The organism is Agromyces cavernae, from assembly GCF_021044935.1.
Taxonomy (GTDB): domain Bacteria; phylum Actinomycetota; class Actinomycetes; order Actinomycetales; family Microbacteriaceae; genus Agromyces; species Agromyces cavernae.
In genome coordinates this window covers 438,079-455,714 of sequence record NZ_JAJNMP010000003.1, presented here as the reverse complement: position 1 = coordinate 455,714, position 17,636 = coordinate 438,079, and the positions used below count along the sequence as shown (strand labels likewise).

Annotated in this window: 14 protein-coding genes; 6 read left to right on the top strand and 8 right to left on the bottom strand. The window is 70.3% G+C overall.

The features are described 5' to 3' along the window. Positions 1–22: 22 nt before the first annotated feature. Positions 23–1,453 carry an HNH endonuclease signature motif containing protein gene (locus LQ757_RS13430; RefSeq protein ID WP_231047756.1) on the bottom strand — a complete coding sequence of 477 codons (1,431 nt, stop codon included), beginning with the start codon at positions 1,451–1,453 and terminating at the stop codon, positions 23–25. A gap of 252 nt (positions 1,454–1,705) precedes the next feature. Between LQ757_RS13430 and LQ757_RS13425 the strand changes: the two genes are divergently transcribed. Next, positions 1,706–2,332, top strand: coding sequence for a hypothetical protein (locus LQ757_RS13425; RefSeq protein ID WP_231047755.1), 627 nt, complete (start codon positions 1,706–1,708; stop codon positions 2,330–2,332). Positions 2,333–2,340: 8 nt separating this feature from the next. Here LQ757_RS13425 and LQ757_RS13420 read toward each other — a convergent pair whose 3' ends face one another. Together LQ757_RS13420 and LQ757_RS13415 are read right to left on the bottom strand one after the other, a co-directional pair. Then, positions 2,341–2,712, bottom strand: a complete 372-nt coding sequence (locus tag LQ757_RS13420; RefSeq protein ID WP_231047754.1) for a cupin domain-containing protein — start codon at positions 2,710–2,712, stop codon at positions 2,341–2,343. Continuing rightward, complete coding sequence (locus tag LQ757_RS13415) at positions 2,709–4,160, bottom strand: NAD(P)/FAD-dependent oxidoreductase (RefSeq protein WP_231047753.1); 1,452 nt, start codon at positions 4,158–4,160, stop codon at positions 2,709–2,711. Before LQ757_RS13415 ends, LQ757_RS13420 begins: the two co-directional genes overlap by 4 nt. Before the next feature lie 220 nt (positions 4,161–4,380). Between LQ757_RS13415 and LQ757_RS13410 the strand changes: the two genes are divergently transcribed. Next, positions 4,381–6,738, top strand: coding sequence for an arylsulfatase (locus LQ757_RS13410; RefSeq protein ID WP_231047752.1), 2,358 nt, complete (start codon positions 4,381–4,383; stop codon positions 6,736–6,738). A 36-nt stretch (positions 6,739–6,774) separates the two neighbouring features. Here the strand turns inward: LQ757_RS13410 and LQ757_RS19195 are convergent, their stop codons facing one another. The 3 genes from LQ757_RS19195 to LQ757_RS13395 form a co-directional block, all read right to left on the bottom strand. Next, positions 6,775–9,414, bottom strand: coding sequence for a PKD domain-containing protein (locus LQ757_RS19195; protein ID WP_255681397.1), 2,640 nt, complete (start codon positions 9,412–9,414; stop codon positions 6,775–6,777). A gap of 127 nt (positions 9,415–9,541) precedes the next feature. After that, positions 9,542–11,032 (bottom strand): helix-turn-helix transcriptional regulator, encoded by a 1,491-nt coding sequence (locus tag LQ757_RS13400; RefSeq protein ID WP_231047751.1) that lies wholly within the window; start codon positions 11,030–11,032, stop codon positions 9,542–9,544. Positions 11,033–11,197: 165 nt separating this feature from the next. Further along, positions 11,198–11,794 carry a TetR/AcrR family transcriptional regulator gene (locus LQ757_RS13395; RefSeq protein ID WP_231047750.1) on the bottom strand — a complete coding sequence of 199 codons (597 nt, stop codon included), beginning with the start codon at positions 11,792–11,794 and terminating at the stop codon, positions 11,198–11,200. Between the two features lie 98 nt (positions 11,795–11,892). Between LQ757_RS13395 and LQ757_RS13390 the strand changes: the two genes are divergently transcribed. The 3 genes from LQ757_RS13390 to LQ757_RS13380 are packed head-to-tail and all read left to right on the top strand — an operon-like array spanning position 11,893 to position 14,391. Continuing rightward, the gene (locus LQ757_RS13390; RefSeq protein WP_231047749.1) at positions 11,893–13,041 is read left to right on the top strand and encodes an FAD-dependent monooxygenase; all 1,149 of its coding nucleotides are present in this window, start codon (positions 11,893–11,895) and stop codon (positions 13,039–13,041) included. Then, on the top strand, positions 13,038–13,517 hold the full coding sequence (locus tag LQ757_RS13385; protein WP_231047748.1) for a hypothetical protein: 480 nt from the start codon (positions 13,038–13,040) through the stop codon (positions 13,515–13,517). The genes LQ757_RS13390 and LQ757_RS13385 overlap by 4 nt, the downstream gene beginning before the upstream one ends. A gap of 43 nt (positions 13,518–13,560) precedes the next feature. Next, a complete protein-coding gene (locus LQ757_RS13380; RefSeq protein ID WP_231047747.1) occupies positions 13,561–14,391 on the top strand; it encodes a dienelactone hydrolase family protein in 831 nt (276 codons plus the stop codon). A gap of 12 nt (positions 14,392–14,403) precedes the next feature. Here LQ757_RS13380 and LQ757_RS13375 read toward each other — a convergent pair whose 3' ends face one another. Beyond that, a complete protein-coding gene (locus LQ757_RS13375; RefSeq protein ID WP_231047746.1) occupies positions 14,404–14,832 on the bottom strand; it encodes a VOC family protein in 429 nt (142 codons plus the stop codon). Between the two features lie 103 nt (positions 14,833–14,935). On the opposite strand from LQ757_RS13375, the gene LQ757_RS13370 reads away from it, so the two are divergent. Beyond that, positions 14,936–15,949, top strand: coding sequence for a helix-turn-helix transcriptional regulator (locus LQ757_RS13370; protein WP_231047745.1), 1,014 nt, complete (start codon positions 14,936–14,938; stop codon positions 15,947–15,949). On the opposite strand, the gene LQ757_RS13365 is transcribed toward LQ757_RS13370, so the two are convergent. Beyond that, positions 15,928–17,583, bottom strand: a complete 1,656-nt coding sequence (locus LQ757_RS13365; protein WP_231047744.1) for an amidohydrolase — start codon at positions 17,581–17,583, stop codon at positions 15,928–15,930. The two genes, LQ757_RS13370 and LQ757_RS13365, sit on opposite strands and share 22 nt — an antisense overlap. Positions 17,584–17,636: the final 53 nt, after the last annotated feature.

Below are 17,636 nucleotides of genomic sequence, written 5' to 3'. Positions count from 1 at the left end.
GCACCCGCACGTGGGGCCGCGCTCAGAACCCTGCCGCCAGAGGCGGAGCCTCGGGGTCTTCCATCGCATCGGGTGGCCGGCTCGACGTGCGGGTGTTTGCATTTCGGGATGCCGGCCTCGGCGCGAACGGATGCTCGGGTCGACTTCGGTAGACACGACCGGCAGGTGACTCCCAACGGACGGCGCCGCCGGGCTCCTGCGCCATTCGCCACCCGGTTCGATGCTTGAGCCGGTGGTGCTTGCGACAGAGGTGCGCGAGATTGTCATGCTCGGTGCGCCCGTCGAACGCCCAATCGACGGTGTGGTCGATGTCGCTCGAGACCGCCCGGCGACCGCATCCCGGGAATCGACACCCTCCGTCGCGCACCCGCAGGTACCCGGCGAGATCGGCCGGAACCCGATAGCTCGCGCGACCGTAGGAGAGGTAGGCACCGGTCTCGGGGTGCGTCAGGATGCGCTGGAACGACGGCGCGTGCGCCGCGAGTTCTCGAGCGGTCTCGGCGTCGATCGGGCCGTACCCGTCGAGTTCGGCGGGTTCATCGGAGTGGCCGAGCAACGTCATCACCGGCACCGTCACGTACACCCGGGGAACCACGGCACCCAGCGGACGGCGCCGGGAGATATCGGCTTCGCCGACTCCGGCCGGGCCGCCACCGAGCCCGTCGCCGGCGCCGAGCCCGTCGCCGTCGTCGGTCGCGCCGCCCACGACCGGGTTTCCGAGCAGCAGGTCGGCCGCGATGTCGAGTGCTCGTTGCGCCGCCGTGCGGCCGTCGAGCGATGCCCCGGCGAGGGCGTCGAGCCGAGCACGGATGGCCGTCGCGCGTTCTCCCTCGAGGTAGAGGCTGAGCCAGGCCATGCCGTCGGGCTCGGGTTCGAGACACACCCGCCGGTCGAGCGCACTGCGCGCCTGTCGCTGCTCGAGCGGCTCGGCGAGCAGGCGCTCACGCAAGCCCCGCAGGCTGCGCCGCAGCGAGGCGTTGGTCATGCGGGCCGCGCGGTCGAGCGCCGTGACCTCGAACTCGGCGGTGAGCGGCTGCGGCATGCCCTGCGTCGCTTCGATGATCGTTCGGGTGTGGGCGAGCCCGATCGTGCCACTCGCGAGTGCGTCGAGCGTCGCGGGCAGCGATCGAAGCCGCTGGGCGTCGGCGACCATCGCACCCGACTGTCGCTCGTGCACCCGCAGTGCCGTCGCGAGTTCAGCGACGAAACATCGCGTCGCCAGCTCTCGATCGGTCGAGCTGCTGCCCTCATGCACCCGTTCGACCGCGTGCGCCCAGCCGTGCGCGCGCTCGATGCGCCGCAACTGCTCGGCCTGTGCAGCGCGGATGGAACGCTCGAGTTCGACGATCGCCTCGAGTTCGGCATCGAGCGCAGCCTCGGCGGCGCGCACTGAGGCGCCACCGCGGACGCGAGCATGACGGCTGCTCGCCGCACTCGCTCCGAACTCCGTCATGGACCCATTCGATCACGACCCACCGACATTCGAATCGCGATGAAATCGCCGATCAACAGCGAAAAATCTGTGGAGAACTCTCTGGAGGAGCAACCTGTTGAGGACGAGCGGAGGCGTCACGCGGTCGCGACCCGCGCGTCCCGGTGGGTGTTATCCGAACGAGACGAAGGCGCCACAGCTTCTCGTCCGCGTGAAGGATATGCTGACCGAACTCGGAGCCGCCGAGGATTCCGGCCGAAGGAGACGCCCTCGATGCGATTCCGTCCCGCCCCCGTTGCCTGCGCCCTCATCGCCATCCTGGCACTCGCCGCGTGCGCCTCGCCCGGATCGGCCGAGATTGGCAGCACCGGTCAGCCGTCGCCGACCGCCTCAGCGGTGTCTCCGCCGACGCCCTCTCCGGCACCCACCGTCGATCCCGCCGACGTGACGACGTGGACGATCACCGCCGAAGGCATCGGCCCGATCAAGCGCGCCGCCGCCTATCCCGATGCGCTCTCCGAACTGACGACCTTCGAAGCTGCGGAACTGTGCCCCGGCGCGGTCGAACTCTCGCGCGACGCGACCGCGGGAGTCCTGCTGAGCCTGTCGGCAGACGGCACCGAGGTGGCGACGGTGTGGGTCGCCGGACGAGCCGGCGATGACGGGGTCGTCCCGGCCTCGCCCGCGACCGACGCCGGGATTCGTCTCGGTTCGTCCGGCGAAGAGCTCGCCGCCGCGTACCCCGACCTCGAGACCGTCGCCCAGATCGGCGCTGACACGTACGGCTACGCCGTCGGCGACGACGCGACCGGCTGGATCGACTTCATCGTCGACGGCGGCATCGTCACGACCATCGGCTCGTCCGAGCGCCAGGCCGCGCCCAGGGAGTTCTGCGGCTGACCGCACTCTCACCTGGCGATGAACACCTTGCGCAGCGTCTCGCGCACAGTCCAGATGGTCTTCATGCCGGCGTCGAGACGCACGACCGAGCCGGGCGCGAGCACGATCGGCGATGAGTGCGGATGCTCGAACTCGACGGTCGCCGCGCCCGAGAGCACGACGAACACCTCGTCGACCTCGACGTCGCGCATCGCGCCCGGCGTCATCTCCCAGACGCCGATCTCACCCGCGTCGGATTCGTCGAGCGCGACGTAGCCCGTGGTGGGCGAGCCCTCGACCACCTGGTCAGCCGGCACCGGTTCGTGCGAGAGGGCGACGGATGCGGCATCCGTGATCGCGCCGGCGATGAGGCGTACCGAATCGCTGGAGGCGTCGCTCATGAATCGAACCCCAATCCGAGCGCGTCGAGCGTCTTCAGCAGCAGGTTGCGCCTGCCCTGGTTGTGGTCGGCCCGATCGAGCGACCATCGCGTGGCGTTGATGCCGATCGCCGCGACCGGCTCGGGCGGGAACGGCAGCGGGCGCTTGCGCACCATCTCGAGCGACGTGCGCTCGTTGTCGCGCTGCTCGAGCAGGTCGAGCATGACCTCGGCCGCGAATCGCGTCGAGGCGACGCCGAGGCCCGTGAATCCCGCGGCATAGGCGACGCGATCGTCGCGGGCGGTGCCGAAGAACGCGGTGAACTGCGTGCTCGTGTCGACCGCACCCGCCCACTTGTGCGAGAAGCGCAGTCCCTCGAGCTGCGGGAACGTCGTGAAGAAGTGGCTTGCGAGCATCTCGAACGCGGCGGGCCGCTGCTCGTAACGGTCGCGGATGCGGCGACCGTAGTGGTAGATCGCGTCGTAGCCGCCGAAGAGGATGCGGTTGTCGCGCGACAGCCGGTAGTAGTGGAACTGGTTCGCCATGTCGCCGATGCCCTGCCGGCGCGACCACCCGATCGAGGCGAGCTGCTCGGCCGACAACGGTTCGGTCATCAGCGCGTAGTCGTACACGGGCACGGTCATGAGCCGGTTGCGCTTCAGCAGCGACGGGAACACGTTCGTCGCGAGCACCACGCGAGCCGCATCGATGCGGCCGACGTCGGTGACGAGGCTCGCCGCCCCGGTCGAACCGGGGGTCTCGAGCCTGCGCACCGGTGACCGCTCGAAGATCTCGACACCGAGTCCTTCGGCGACCCGCGCGAGCTCGGCTGCGAGCTTCGCCGGGTGCAGGATCGCGCTCGTGCGGGTGTTCCACACGGCCCCGAGGTAGGTGGGCGACGCCACCTCGGCCTGCACCGCCGATTCCTCGAGGTAGATCACCGAATCGTCGCCACGACCGGCCGCGTCGGCCAGCGACTCCTCGAGCCACTCGAGCTGGTGCGGTTCGACCGCGACGTCGAGCGAGCCGTTGCGCTCGAACTCGAACGACATCCCCAGTTCGGCCTCGGCGGCCTCGATCGCGTCGAGGTTCTCGAGCCCGAGGCGATCGAGCGTGTCGAGCTCGTCGGGCCACCGGGAGAGGCCGTTCTCGCGACCGTGCGTGAGACTCGCCTCGCAGAACCCGCCGTTGCGGCCCGATGCCGCCCACCCGATCGATTTCGCCTCGACCAGGAGGACGCGCGAATCGGGGTTGCGCTGCTTCGCGAGGATCGCGGTCCACAGGCCGGTGTAGCCGCCGCCGACGATGGCGAGGTCGGCGACGTGGTTGTGGGTGAGCACCTGGCGAGACGGTTGCCCGCCGGATGCGGCGAGGTCGTCGAGCCAGAACACCGATTGGTGCGTGTCGGCGAGCGAGTGCTGCACGACGGATGCCGGCGGCCGGCGTCGTTCGAAGACGGTGGTTGCCACGAGATCACTCCGATGCGGTCTGTGTTCCCATCCTCCCGCGCGGCACCTGCCCCGCGCCAGCGCGCCGTGTCCCGACATCCGCTCGCCGTCGTACAGAGCGCACGGATGTCGCGACGCTGCGTTCGCGACGCGTCGCGGCCGGTTCACCTGATCTGGGTGATGCATCCCGCGCAAGCAGCGACGACCCTGTGAGAACTGCCATCTGAGGGGGAACGAGTCCATGACTGAAGCACGACGACCGTCGGTGATCGGAGCACCGCTCGCGCCGAATCGAACGCTGCCCTTCCCGCCGCGCGCATCCGGCAGCGTCGCGGGCCGCACCCTGCAGGAGTCGACGTACTCGCCGAAGCCCCCGGAATCGCACCTGCCGGCCGACGCGCCGAACGTGCTCATCATCCTCATCGACGACGCCGGACCCGCCCTGCCGAAGCCGCTCGGCGGCCTGGTCGAGACCCCGACGATGGAGCGGGTGCGGTCGAACGGTGTCGGCTACAACCGCTTCCACACGACCGCGATGTGCTCGCCGACCCGAGCGTCGCTGCTCACCGGCCGCAACCACCACCGCGTGGGAAGCGGGCAGATCGCGGAGCTCGCCAACGACTGGGACGGGTACTCCGGCCACATCCCGAAGAGCAGTGCGACCATCGCCGAGGTGCTGCGCCAGTACGGGTACGCCACCGGGGCGTGGGGCAAGTGGCACAACACCCCGGCCGAGGAGACGACCTCGGCAGGGCCGTACGATCGCTGGCCGACGGGATACGGGTTCGAGTACTTCTACGGCTTCCTGGCGGGCGAAGCCTCGCAGTACGAGCCGAACCTCGTGCGCAACACGACGTCGGTGCTGCCGCCGAAGACTCCCGAAGAGGGCTACCACCTCAGCGAGGACATCGCCGACGACGCGATGAAGTGGCTGCGCGAGCACCGGGCGAATGCGCCCGACCAGCCGTTCTTCATGTACTGGGCGCCCGGGGCGATCCACGGACCGCACCACGTGCCGAGGGAGTGGGCCGACAAGTACGCGGGCAAGTTCGACGACGGCTGGGACGCGTACCGCGAGCGGGCCCACGAGGGGGCCAAGGCCGCGGGCTGGATCCCGCAGGATGCCGACCTCACCCCGCGGCACGAGACGCTCGCCGGATGGGACGACATCCCCGACGACCAGAAGCCGTTCCAGCGGCGACTCATGGAGGTCTGCGCCGGGTTCGGCGAACACGCCGACGTGGAGGCGGGGCGCGTCGTCGACGAGCTCGAGCGGCTCGGTTACGGCGACAACACGATCGTCATCTACATCTGGGGCGACAACGGCTCATCGGGCGAAGGGCAGAACGGCACGATCAGCGAACTGCTCGCCCAGAACGGGATTCCGTCGACCGTCGAGCAGCACATCGCGGCGCTCGAGGAGCTCGGCGGCCTCGACGCGCTCGGCACGCCGACGACCGACAACATGTACCACGCCGGCTGGGCGTGGGCCGGATCGGCGCCCTACCAGGGGATGAAGCTCCTCGCCTCGCACCTCGGCGGCACGAGGAACCCGATGTTCGTGCAGTGGCCGGGGCGGATCTCGCACGACCCCGTTCCGCGTACGCAGTTCCATCACGTCATCGATGTGGTTCCGACCATCTACGAGATCATCGGCATCTCGCACCCCGAGATGGTCAACGGCATCCCGCAAGACCCCATCGACGGCATCAGCCTCGGGTACTCGATCGACGACCCCGCAGCCGACGGGCGGCGTCGCACGCAGTACTTCGAGATCATGGCCAGTCGCTCGATCTACTCCGACGGGTGGATGGCGTCGGCGATGGGGCCGCGGCTTCCCTGGGTGCCCGGCCTGCCTGCCGGGATCGCGACCTGGACGCCGGATCAGGACCGGTGGGAGTTGTACCACCTCGACGAGGACTGGACGCAGGCGAACGACCTCGCGGCGCAGCACCCCGAGAAGCTCGCCGAGCTCAAGGAGGTGTTCGCCATCGAAGCCGCCAGGAACGAGGTGCTGCCGATCGGCGGCGGTCTCTGGATCCCGGTCTACCACCCCGAGTTCCGACTGGGCCCGCCGTACACCGAGTGGCGGCTGAGCGGCGACACCGTACGCATTCCGGAGTTCTGCGCCCCCGCACTCGGCAACAAGCCGAACACCGTCACCATGAAGGTGCGTCTGCCCGAGCGCGCCAACGGCGTGCTCTACAAGCTGGGCGGCGTCGGCGGCGGGCTCACGCTGTTCCTCGTCGACGGGGTGCTGACCTACGAGTACAACCTCTTCCTCATCCAGCGCACGACGATCACGTCGTCCGCGCCGCTGCCCGCCGGTGAGGCGACGATCGAGATCGCCACGAGCTACGTCGCGCCGAGGCCCGGCGGGCCGCTCGAGGTCGTGCTCTCGGTTGACGGTGCGGAAGTGGGATCGGGCACGGTGCCGATCAGCGCACCGCTGCTGTTCACCGCGAACGACTGCCTCGACATCGGCCGCGCCTACGGGGGCGCCGTCTCGCGGCAGTACGCCGACAGGATGCCGTTCGCGTTCGACGGCGAGATCGACGACGTGCACATCGCGTATGCCATGCCTCAGTCGGCAGGGTGATCACACCGCCGGCTGTCGCCAGCGCATCGGCAGGCATCACTGGAGTGACGTCGCGGTGAGGTCGTCGTAGGTGGTGGTGATGGGGCCGTTGGTGGCGGAGCTGCTGAGGTAGGTGCTGAGTCGGAGGCTTCCGGTGGCTTGGAGGGCGGGGGTGTTGTCGGTGGTGGTGGTGTGCCAGGTGGTGGGTTCGGTGCTGCCGGCGGGCCAGGCGCGGGCGCGGAGGGTGGTCGGGTTGGTGCCCTCGATCTGGACGCGGATGCGGACGGGGGTGCCGGCGGTGACGGTGATGCCGGGCAGGGTGGTGCTGGTCAGGGCGGTGCCGTCGCGCATGAGTTGGAGTTGCGCGGTCGCGTTGGGGTTGATGCGCAGGCGGGCGCCGTAGAGCGAGGTGCCGACCACGCGGGCGGCGAGGGTGGTGTACATGACCTGGTTGGGCAGCTTGTCGACCGCGACGCTGACCTGGGCGTCGATCGCGGACGTCGAGACTTGGCCGAGGGTCGCGTTCAGGGTGGAGCCGGCGTTCGCCGCGACTCGGCCGGCGCCGGAGGCGACCGAGAGTTTCGTGGTCGAGTTCACCGTCCAGATTCCGCCGGTGTCGGCGGTGCCCCAGCCCGACGCGACCGTGCGCGAGAACGCGTCCTGCGCGAGGACCCCCACCGGAGGCGGCGCCGAAACCGTCACCGACTGCGTCGCCGTGTGGGATGCCCCGTCGTCGTCGGTCACCGTGAGGGAGACGGGGTACGTGCCCGCGGCCGGGAACGTGTGCGACGCGAGGATCCCCGTGCCGCCGGACACGCCCGCGAAGTCCCACGACCGAGACACGATGGTGCCGTCGGGGTCCGACGACGTGGTCGAGTCGGCGTCGACCGTCAGCCCGTCGGCCGCCCACGTGAACGCCGCCGTCGGGGGCGTGTTCGGTGGCGGTGGCGGTGGTGCGCCGATGGCGGTCGCGGTGAGGTCGTCGTAGGTGGTGGTGATGGGGCCGTTGGTGGCGGAGCTGCTGAGGTAGGTGCTGAGTCGGAGGCTTCCGGTGGCTTGGAGGGCGGGGGTGTTGTCGGTGGTGGTGGTGTGCCAGGTGGTGGGTTCGGTGCTGCCGGCGGGCCAGGCGCGGGCGCGGAGGGTGGTCGGGTTGGTGCCCTCGATCTGGACGCGGATGCGGATGGGGGTGCCGGCGGTGACGGTGATGCCGGGCAGGGTGGTGCTGGTCAGGGCGGTGCCGTCGCGCATGAGTTGGAGTTGCGCGGTCGCGTTGGGGTTGATGCGCAGGCGGGCGCCGTAGAGCGAGGTGCCGACCACGCGGGCGGCGAGGGTGGTGTACATGACCTGGTTGGGCAGCTTGTCGACCGCGACGCTGACCTGGGCGTCGATCGCGGACGTCGAGACTTGGCCGAGGGTCGCGTTCAGGGTGGAGCCGGCGTTCGCTGCGACTCGGCCGGCGCCGGAGGCGACCGAGAGTTTCGTGGTCGAGTTCACCGTCCAGATTCCGCCGGTGTCGGCGGTGCCCCAGCCCGACGCGACCGTGCGCGAGAACGCGTCCTGCGCGAGGACCCCCACCGGCGGCGGCGCCGCCATCTCGTACGACATCACGAACGAGCTGTCCGCGTCGGTCTCGAACTGGTCGAGCGTCGGCGAGTACGTCGTGGCGCGGATCTCGTTGGTCGCCGGGGTGAACGTGTAGTAGCGCAGCCACCCGTCGCCGCCGTTCGGCCTCCCCTGATAGTCGGAGAGCGCGGCGTGCACCGGGCGGCCGCAGGCGTTGAGGTCGGTGCGGTTGGCTTCGCCGTCGAGCCCGTCCGTGAAGTGCCCGTTGATGACGAGGAACACGTTGCAGTTGGGCTGGACGAGCTCCTGCCAGATGGCGGCCCCGCTGTTGCCGGGCACGTCGGTGCGCTGCACCTGGGCGCTGAACGCGCCGGTGATGTTGACGTAGGCGTGCGTGGCGACGATCGCCCGCCGGTTCGGGTGGGCGGTGAGCACGCGCTGCGCCCACGCCAGCACGTCGTCGGGCGGGTTGAGTTCGAGGTTGATGAGGAGGAAGTCCATGCCGCCCGCCGTGAACAGGGCGTAGTTGTCCATGTTCTGCCGGTCGGCGGCGTCGGGGCCGAACTGGTTCTGCCCGTAGTAACCGCCATAGGAGGCCGCGGGCGAGTTCCAGGTGGCGTCGCGGTAGCGGCTCACCGGGAGGTACTGGTTGTACATCGTGAAGTCACCGGTCGTGAGGTTGAAGTCGTGGTTTCCCGGGAGCACCGAGTTCGGCACGCCGCCGGAATCCATGATCGCCAGGTTGTCCGATGCCCGGGTCCACTGCGCGGCCGAGGTGTAGTTGTCGACGACGTCGCCCACGCCGGCGACGAACGCGAGGTCGAGGGCGTCGCGCTGGGTGACGAACCACTGCGCCTGCGCGGCCATGATGTGGCTGTTCGTCGGCGTGATGACGTAGTTCTGGGTGTCGGGCAGCACCGCGAAGGTGAAGGGATCGCCCGCCTGCACTGCCACCGACGCGACGGCCGCTGACGCGCTCGATGAGGCGATCGAGCCTGAGGTCGACGAGACCAGCACCGGTGCCGCCGGAGCGACGCCGCCCGCGGATGCCGGGGCAGGGACGAAGGCGGCGCACACCCCGACGGCGACCGCGAGCGCGGCCGTGCCGATGCGTGCCATCCATCGGGTGTGCATCGAGACACCTCCACAGGGAGATTCGACGCTGGATGGCGTGGATTTTACCACCGGGGCTCTGCGACGGCACCGGCGGGCGGGTCGCTTGCCATACCCCAGTTCGGGAGGCGGCGCCCGCTCCCGCGGGTCAGGTGCGCGGCGCGTGCGCCTCCAGGAACTGGTACACCTCGGTCTGGTCGACACCCGGGAACGTGCCCGTCGGCAGGGCGGCGAGCAGGCTCGTGGGCGTGCGGGCGGCCGGCCACGAGGCATCCGCCCACTTCTCGGCAAGTGCGCCCGGCGCCTGTCGGCAGCAGGACTCGTCGGGACAACGCGAAACCGCACGATGCGGTGTCTCGCGCCCGCGGAACCACTTCACGTGCTCGAACGGCACGCCCACCGACACCGAGTACTCGCCCTCTTTCGCCTTCTCGATGCGCGACGTGCACCAGAACGTGCCCGACGGGGTGTCGGTGTACTGGTACCAGGGGCTGAACCGGTCTTCGATGTCGAACACGGTGCGCGCCGTCCAGTTGCGGCAGACCGTCGTGCCCTCGACCGCCCCGAGTGCGTCGGACGGGAAGCGCACCCGGTCGTTCTCGTAGGCCTTGATGATCGTGCCCGACTCGTGCACCTTCATGAAGTGCACCGGGATGTCGAGGCGCGCGGTCGCGAGGTTCGTGAACCGGTGCGCGGCGGTCTCGTACGACACGGCGAACGCGTCGCGCAACTCCTCCATCGAGATGCGACGCAGGTTCTTGGCCTCGCTGAGGAACCGCACGGCGGCCTGCTCGGGCAACAGGATCGCCGCGGTCAGGTAGTTCGTCTCGATGCGCTGGCGCAGGAAGTCAGCGTAGCTCGCCGGCTCGTCGTGGTCGAGCAGATGGCTGGCGAGCGCCTGCAGGATGGGAGAGCGCGAGTCGCGCGACGGCGACTGCTGAGTCGGCAGGTAGATGCGGCCGTTGCGCTTGTCGGTCACCGACCGGGTCGAGTGCGGCAGGTCGCCGACGTAGTGCAGCGAGTAGCCGAGGTGGCTCGCCATGTCGGCGACGAGCTGGTGCGACACCGGCCCACCGGTGTGCCCGACCGCCTCGAGCAGCTCGGCGGCTTTCGCCTCGAGCTCGGGGTAGAAGTTGTCGCGGGCGCGCATCTCGGCGCGCAGTTCGGCGTTCGCCCGACGCGCCTCTTCGGGTGTCGCGGCACGTTCGCGGTGCAAGCGGTCGATCTCGTGGTGCAACGCGAGGATCGTCTGCAGGGTCTGGTCGCTCATGGTCTTCGCGACGCGGAACGCCGGCAGCCCGAGCGCCGCGAACACCGGCCCGCGCTGGGCGCGCTCGACGGCGATCTCGAGGGCGGCGCGCTCACTCGGCGCGTCGGCACGCAGTAGCTCGTCGACCGTGGTGCCGAGCGCCAGCGCGATCGTGCGCAGCATCGAGAGGCGCGGCTCGCGCTTGCCGTTCTCGATCGCGCTCACCTGCGACGGCGCCCGGTCGATGGCCGCGGCGAGCTCGCCGAGGGTCATGCCGCGGGCGGTACGGCGCTCGCGGATGCGGCGGCCGAGCGTGAGCGCGTCGACCTCATCGACCGGTTCGGCCGGTTCGACGGGGGTGAGCAGGGCGCTTCGATCCGCGGTGATCATCTTTCGATGGTCACATGAGCGGGCGGATGTCGCAAACGGAACTATCGGGCAAGTTCTGTGCGTGGCGGCATTTGCCGCAGGAAGTTGCGACGTTCGACGGGTTTCGTCGTAGAAGAAGAGGCACCTATTCGCATCGCGGCGGGCGCGGTGTCGGGCGGTTCGCGGTCACCGCGTCGAGAGCGGCATGACGACGTCGTCGAGCACGCGGTCGATGAACGCCTCGTCGACCGGGTCGCCCGTGATCAGGAGCCGATGCCAGAGCACGGCCTGGCCGAGTTCGCTCACGAGGTCGACCTCGAGATTCGCGTCGATCTCACCTCTGGCGGCGGCGCGCCGGTAGATCTCGCGCATCGCGTCGCGACGCCACGCGATGACCCCGCCGCGGAACTCGCGGGCGAACTCCGCGTCGTGCGCCATCACGCCGACGATCACGGGATAGAGGCGGGCGGCGGGCGTGTCGAACGATGCCGCCCACTGCGTGAGCACGGCACGGATGTCGTCGCGCAGCGATCCCGTGTCGGGCGCGGTGATGAGTGACTGGGCGCCCGTGAGCAGCGCCGACCGCACGAGCGCGCCGCTGTCGGCCCAGCGCCGGTACAGCACCGGCTTGGAGGTTCCGATGCGATCGGCGACGGCCTCCATCGTGACCGCGGTCGGGCCGCCCTCGATGAGCAGTTCGATCGCGGCCGCGTGGGCGGCGGCCTCGACCGCGGCGCCCGAGCGGCGGGTCGCTCGGCCGGTCACGGGCTCGTTGCGGCTCATCGCGCAATTCTAGAAGAGGGTTGCGGGCCGGGTGTCTGGAGGCGTATCTTCATTGTAAGATACGGGAGCGTATCTAGCGGCCGAAGTAGGAGGAACCCATGCACGCGATCGTGATCGGCGCCGGAATCGGCGGACTCGCCACCGCCGGCGCACTGCGAAGCGAGGGGCACGAGGTCACGGTGATCGAACGCTCCGAGGCCATCGAGCCGATCGGGGCCGGGATCTCGATCTTCGCCAACGGCTTCCGTGCGCTCGACGAGCTCGGGTTGGCCGACAGGCTGCGGCATCCGATCGATCCCGCGCTGCGTACGCTGCAGCGCACGCCCGGCGGCGACGTGCTCGCCGAGCTGCCCCGCGATCCGTCGCGCGAGTTCGGCGTGCTGCACCGCGCCGACCTGCAACGGGCCCTGCTCGAGCGCGCGTCGGGAGCGAGGCTGCTCCTCGGCGTGGGCGCTCGCGTCGAAGGTGCATGCGGTGCGGTGGTCGCGTCGCGCGCCGGCGGCGAGGATGCCGGCGAACTGCTGTCGGGCGACCTCGTCGTCATCGCCGACGGTATCCGCAGCCGCAATCGAGCGACGGTCACCGCGGAGCCCGGGGTGCGCTACTCGGGCTACACGGCGTGGCGGGCGGTGACGCGACATCCGGTCGACCTGTCGGATGCCGCGGGCGAGACCTGGGGCTTCCGCGAACGCTTCGGCATCGCCCCGCTGCCCGACGGTCGCGTCTACTGGTTCGCGGTCGCGAGCCTGCCCGAGGCCACCCGGTTCGATGACGAGTTCGCCGAGGTCCGGCGCCGCTTCGAGGAGTGGCACGCCCCGATCCCCGCCCTGCTCGACGCGACCCATCCGGCGTCGGTGCTGCGGCACGACATCCACGATCTCGCCCGGCCCCTGCCCACCTTCGTGCGGGGTCGATGCGTGCTCGTCGGCGACGCCGCGCACGCGATGACGCCCGACCTCGGGCAGGGCGGCGGGCAGGCGCTCGAAGATGCGGCGACCCTCGGAAACCTCGTCGGGGACGGCGCAGACCTCGATGCGGCGCTCGCCGCCTATGACGCGCTGCGCCGGCCGCGCACCCAGTCGATCGCGCGCCGCGCCAGGTCGATGGGCCGCATCGCCCACGTCGGCTGGCGGCCGGTGGCGGCGTTGCGCGACACGGCGATCCGGATGACCCCGACCGCAGCCCTCGCCCGCGCAGCAGCGGCCGTCGGGGTGTGGGAGCCGCCGGCGCGGACGGTCGGCGCATGAACCGGCCACGACGAACGCAGGTGGAGCGAGCTCATGTGCTCGCGTGGTCGACTGCGCTCCTCCTGCAGGTGCCGCTCATCGCCCTCGCAGCGTGGGCGTCGTGGCCCGCCGAGTTCGCCGACGACGGCTCGACTCCGACGGGCTGGGGCTGGATCCTCGAGGGGTCGGCGCTCACCCCGCCGCTGAGCGTTCTCGGTGCGATGCTCGTCATGACCCTCGGCGCGGCGCTCCTGAACGGTCGCTGGGGCATGGTCGTCACGGTCGCCGGCGTCGTGGTCGCGCTTGCGGCCCTCGTCGGCGGGCTCGGCGAGGCCTTCGCGTCCGGGCCGATCGTGACGCCACGTGGGGTGCTCGTCGCATCGGGCGTGCTCTGGGCACTGCTCTCGGGGTGGATCGTCGTCACCTCGGTGCGCCGGTGCTCATCTGATCGACACGGTCGCACGGTGACCTTCCGCGGTCGCCCGTCGCGGGTTTAGGCTGGCCGACGATACGCCCGTCATCGACGTTGGGGGTCGTCCGATGAAGACGCAGGCACCGATCGGGGACATCGCAGCCTGGGGCGAGCCGATCGCCGCCGGCAAGATCAAGGATGCCGAGATCTTCGACTATCCGGTCTACCGCCGCGATCCAGACGGGGGCCCAGGGCCGGCAGTGATCCTCCTGCATGAGGCGTTCGGTATCACGCCGATTGTGATCGGCCTCGGCGATCACCTCGTCGCCCAAGGGTTCACGGTCGTGATGCCGTATCTGTTCGGTGAGCCCGATCATCATGCCCGTCAGGCGTTCATGCCGTCCGTGCAGGCGCGCATCTGCATCATGAGCGAGTTCCGTGCGCTCGGGCTGCGGTCTGAGCGAGGATTCAGCGTGAAGCTGCGTGCGCTCGCCGCGGCCCTGAAGGCCAATGATTCGCCTGGCGGCGTCGGCGTCATCGGCATGTGCTTCACGGGAGGGTTCGCGCTCGCAGCGGCCATGGACGATGCGGTCGTCGCGCCCGTGCTCAGCCAGCCCTCGTTGCCGTATGCATTGCCCGGGCCGTGGAGTCGTGCCCTGCCGGTCGGTCGTGAGGAGATGACCGAGATCTCCCGGCGTGCCCGCGACGACGGGCTCTGCGTGCTCGGGCTGCGCTTCAGCGACGATCGCATCGCGCCGAAGCAGCGGTTCGCGGCGCTGAAGCGGCGCCTCGGCGACGCGTTCGAGATCATCGAGCTCGACTCGTCATGGGGCAACCCCGGCGGGAACGGGCCGATGGCGCACTCGGTACTGACCGGCGAGGTGCGCGAGGAGCCGCCGAACGAGGCGCACGGGGCGAGGGAGAAGGTCGTCCGGTTCCTGAACGACCGCCTCACCTGATCGCGCGGGATCTCAGCCGATCGCGGCGCGCTCCTCGCCCAGCATGTCGAGGTAGTGCACGTTCGTCATGACCCCGAGCACGTTGCCGAACGGGTCCACCACCGATGCGGTGACGAATCCGGGACCGTGTTCGGTGATGGGCAGCAGCGGAGTTGCGCCGAGTTCGACGAGCCGCGCGACGGCCGTCTCGAGGTCGTCGACGTGCCAGTGCACGATCGGCCCGGCGCCGCCGCCCGCAGCCAGCCTGCTCGGTGCGAATCGCCGGTCGATGAAGCCGAGCTCCTGCTGGTGGTCGCCGATGCGGAACTCCACGTAAGCGGCGCGTCCATCGGGACCGGGGCGGTTGAAGTACGGCTCGATACCGAGCACCTCGGTGTACCAGGCGGCGGCCGCGGCCGGGTCCTCGACGTAGCAGTTCACGGTGGCGATGCCTCGAAGCATGGTCTGTTCTTCCCTTCATTCGACGACCGGTTGTCGTCGTCGAATTCAGGATGCCGCACAGAAGTGCTCACCTTCTGACTACTTTCTCGATGAGAATGGAAACGTGCGTGCAGACCGACTCGTCGCCACCCTGCTGCTGATGCAGGCTCGGGGCCGGGTCACCGCGCGCCAGCTCGCCGACGAGCTCGAGATCTCGGTCGCGACCGCCCGCCGCGACCTCGAGGCGCTCTCGGCCGCGGGCGTACCGGTGTATCCGCAGTCAGGGCGGGGCGGCGGGTGGTCGCTGCTCGGCGACGGGCGAACCGACCTGAGCGGGTTCACCGCGTCCGAGGCGCGAGCGCTCTTCCTGCTGCTCGGCCCTCGAGCCGGCGAGTCGACGTCGGCCGCGTCGGCACTGCGCAAGGTCATGCGTGCGCTCCCACCGACGTTTCGCGCCGACGCCGAGGCTGCGGCCGATGCGGTCGTCGTCGAGGCAGGCGGTTGGGGCGCACCCGCCTCGACGCCCGCCGCCGTGCACGCCTTCCAGCACGCGGTCGTCGAGCGTCGCCTCGTCGGGTTCACGTACGCCGCCTGGGGCCGGCAGCCCGCCGACCGCGTCGTGCGACCGCTCGGCCTGGTCGACAAGGCAGGCCGCTGGTACCTCGTCGCCGACACCGACCGCGGCCTTCGCAGCTACCGCGTCGATCGCATGACCGACGTCGAAACCCGTGACGATCGGTTCGAGCCGCCCGCCGGATTCGACCTCGATGCCGCGTGGGCGAGCCTCTCGGCCGAGATCGAGCAGACCCGGGTGCGCACGACGGCGACGGTGCTCGTCGATCCGGCGGTCGAAGACGAGTTCCGTGGCTGGGTCGGGCAGGCCGAGGTCCTGGGAGCGGCCGTCGACGGCCGGGTGATCGTGCGCGTCGCCGGCCAGACCGAGCTCGTGCTCGCGCGCAGGCTCGCGGCGTGGGGCGCCCAGGCCGAAGTCGTCGAGCCTCCGGCGGTTCGGCGGCTGCTGGCCGGCCTCGGCGCCGCCCTCGCGGCGCAGTACGGCGGTGCCGAGACGTCGAGCGGTGCCACGACGTCGAGCGGTGCCGAGGACTCAGGCCACGGCTACGCGTCGGACGACGCGTAGACCCGTTCTCCCTCGACGAACGTCTGCAGCACCCGGGTCGCACCGATCTCCGACGCCGGCGCAGCGAACGGGTCGCGGTCGAGCACCACGAGGTCGGCGAGCTTTCCCACGGCGATCGTGCCGGTGTCGTCGAGGTGGTTCGCGAATGCCGAGCCGGCCGTGTAGGCGGTGAGCGACGTGGCAAGGTCGATCGCCTGCTCGGGGAGGAAGGCGTCGTACTCGCCTTCCTCGTGACCGGGTGCGGCCTTTCGATTGACGGCGACGTGGATCGCCGCGAGCGGATCGGGAGTCGACACCGACCAGTCGCTGCCGGCCGCGAGCACCGCACCCGAGCGCAACAGGTCGCCGAACGGGTACTGCCACGCGTCCCGCGGCGACCCGAGGAACGGCAAGGTCAGCTCGACCATCTGCGGTTCGAGGGCCGCCCACAACGACTGCATGTTCGCCACGACCCCGAGTTCGCGGAAGCGGGCGATGTCGTCGGGGTGCACCACCTGCAGGTGGGCGATGTGGTGGCGGTTGTCGCCTCGCCCGTTGGCGGCGATCGCGTGCTGCACGGCGTCGAGGCATTCGCGCACCGCGCGGTCGCCGATCGCGTGGAAGTGCAACTGGAAGTCGAGCGCATCGAGGCGCGTGGCCGCCTCGTTCAGGATCTCGGGCGGCACGAACGAGATGCCCGAATTGTCGGTGAAGTGCCCGTGCCCGTCGCAATACGGCTCGAGCATCGACGCCGTGAAGTTCTCGGCCACGCCGTCTTGCATGACCTTGATGCTCGACGCGGCGAACCGGCCCCCGCGGTAGCGCTCGCGCCGATCGACGAGCGAGTCGATCTGCTCGAGCCCGGCCGTGCGGTCCCACCAGAGCGCACCGACCACGCGGGCGGTGAGCTTGCCGGATGCCGCGGCAGCGAGGTACGCCGGACCGGGATCGCCCGCATCGCCATAGCTGCCGACGATCGCGTCCTGCCACGCCGTCACCCCGTGCGAGTGCAGATACTCCTGTCCGAGCAGGAGCGCCTCGGTGAGCGTTTCGAGGCTCGTCTCGGGCAGGTGCCGGTTCACGAGCGACATCGCCCCCTCGTGCAGCGTGCCGCTCGGGTTGCCGTCGGCGTCGCGCTCGATGCGCCCGTCGGCCGGGTCGGGCGTGTTCCGGTCGATGCCCGCCAGTCGAAGCGCCGCCGAGTTGACCCACGCGCCGTGGCCGTCGCGGTTCGGCAGGAACGCCGGCCGATCGGGCACGACCCGGTCGAGCGACGCCGCGGTGGGCGTGCCGCCGGGGAACGCCGACATCTGCCATCCTCCGCCGAGCACCCACTCGTCGTCGGGATGCTCGGCCGCGTACTCGGCGATGCGCGCGAGGTACTCGGGCTCGGTGCCCAACGGGGCAAGGTCGCAGCGCATCAGGTCGAGGCCGCCCCAGACGGGATGCACATGTGCATCCTGGAACCCGGGCAGGAGCATCCGGCCGGCGAGGTCGACGACCTCGGTACGTGAGCCGATGAGTTCGCGAACGTCGTCATCGGAGCCGACGGCGACGATGCGGCCGTCGGTGACCGCGACGGCGCTCGCCCGCGAGCGGACCGCGTCCGCGGTGAAGACGGGCCCGCCGGTGAAGACGAGATCGGCGTGGGGCATGGGGTTGGTCCTCTCAGTTGCGTCGGTCGAGTAGCGACGAAGGAGCGTATCGA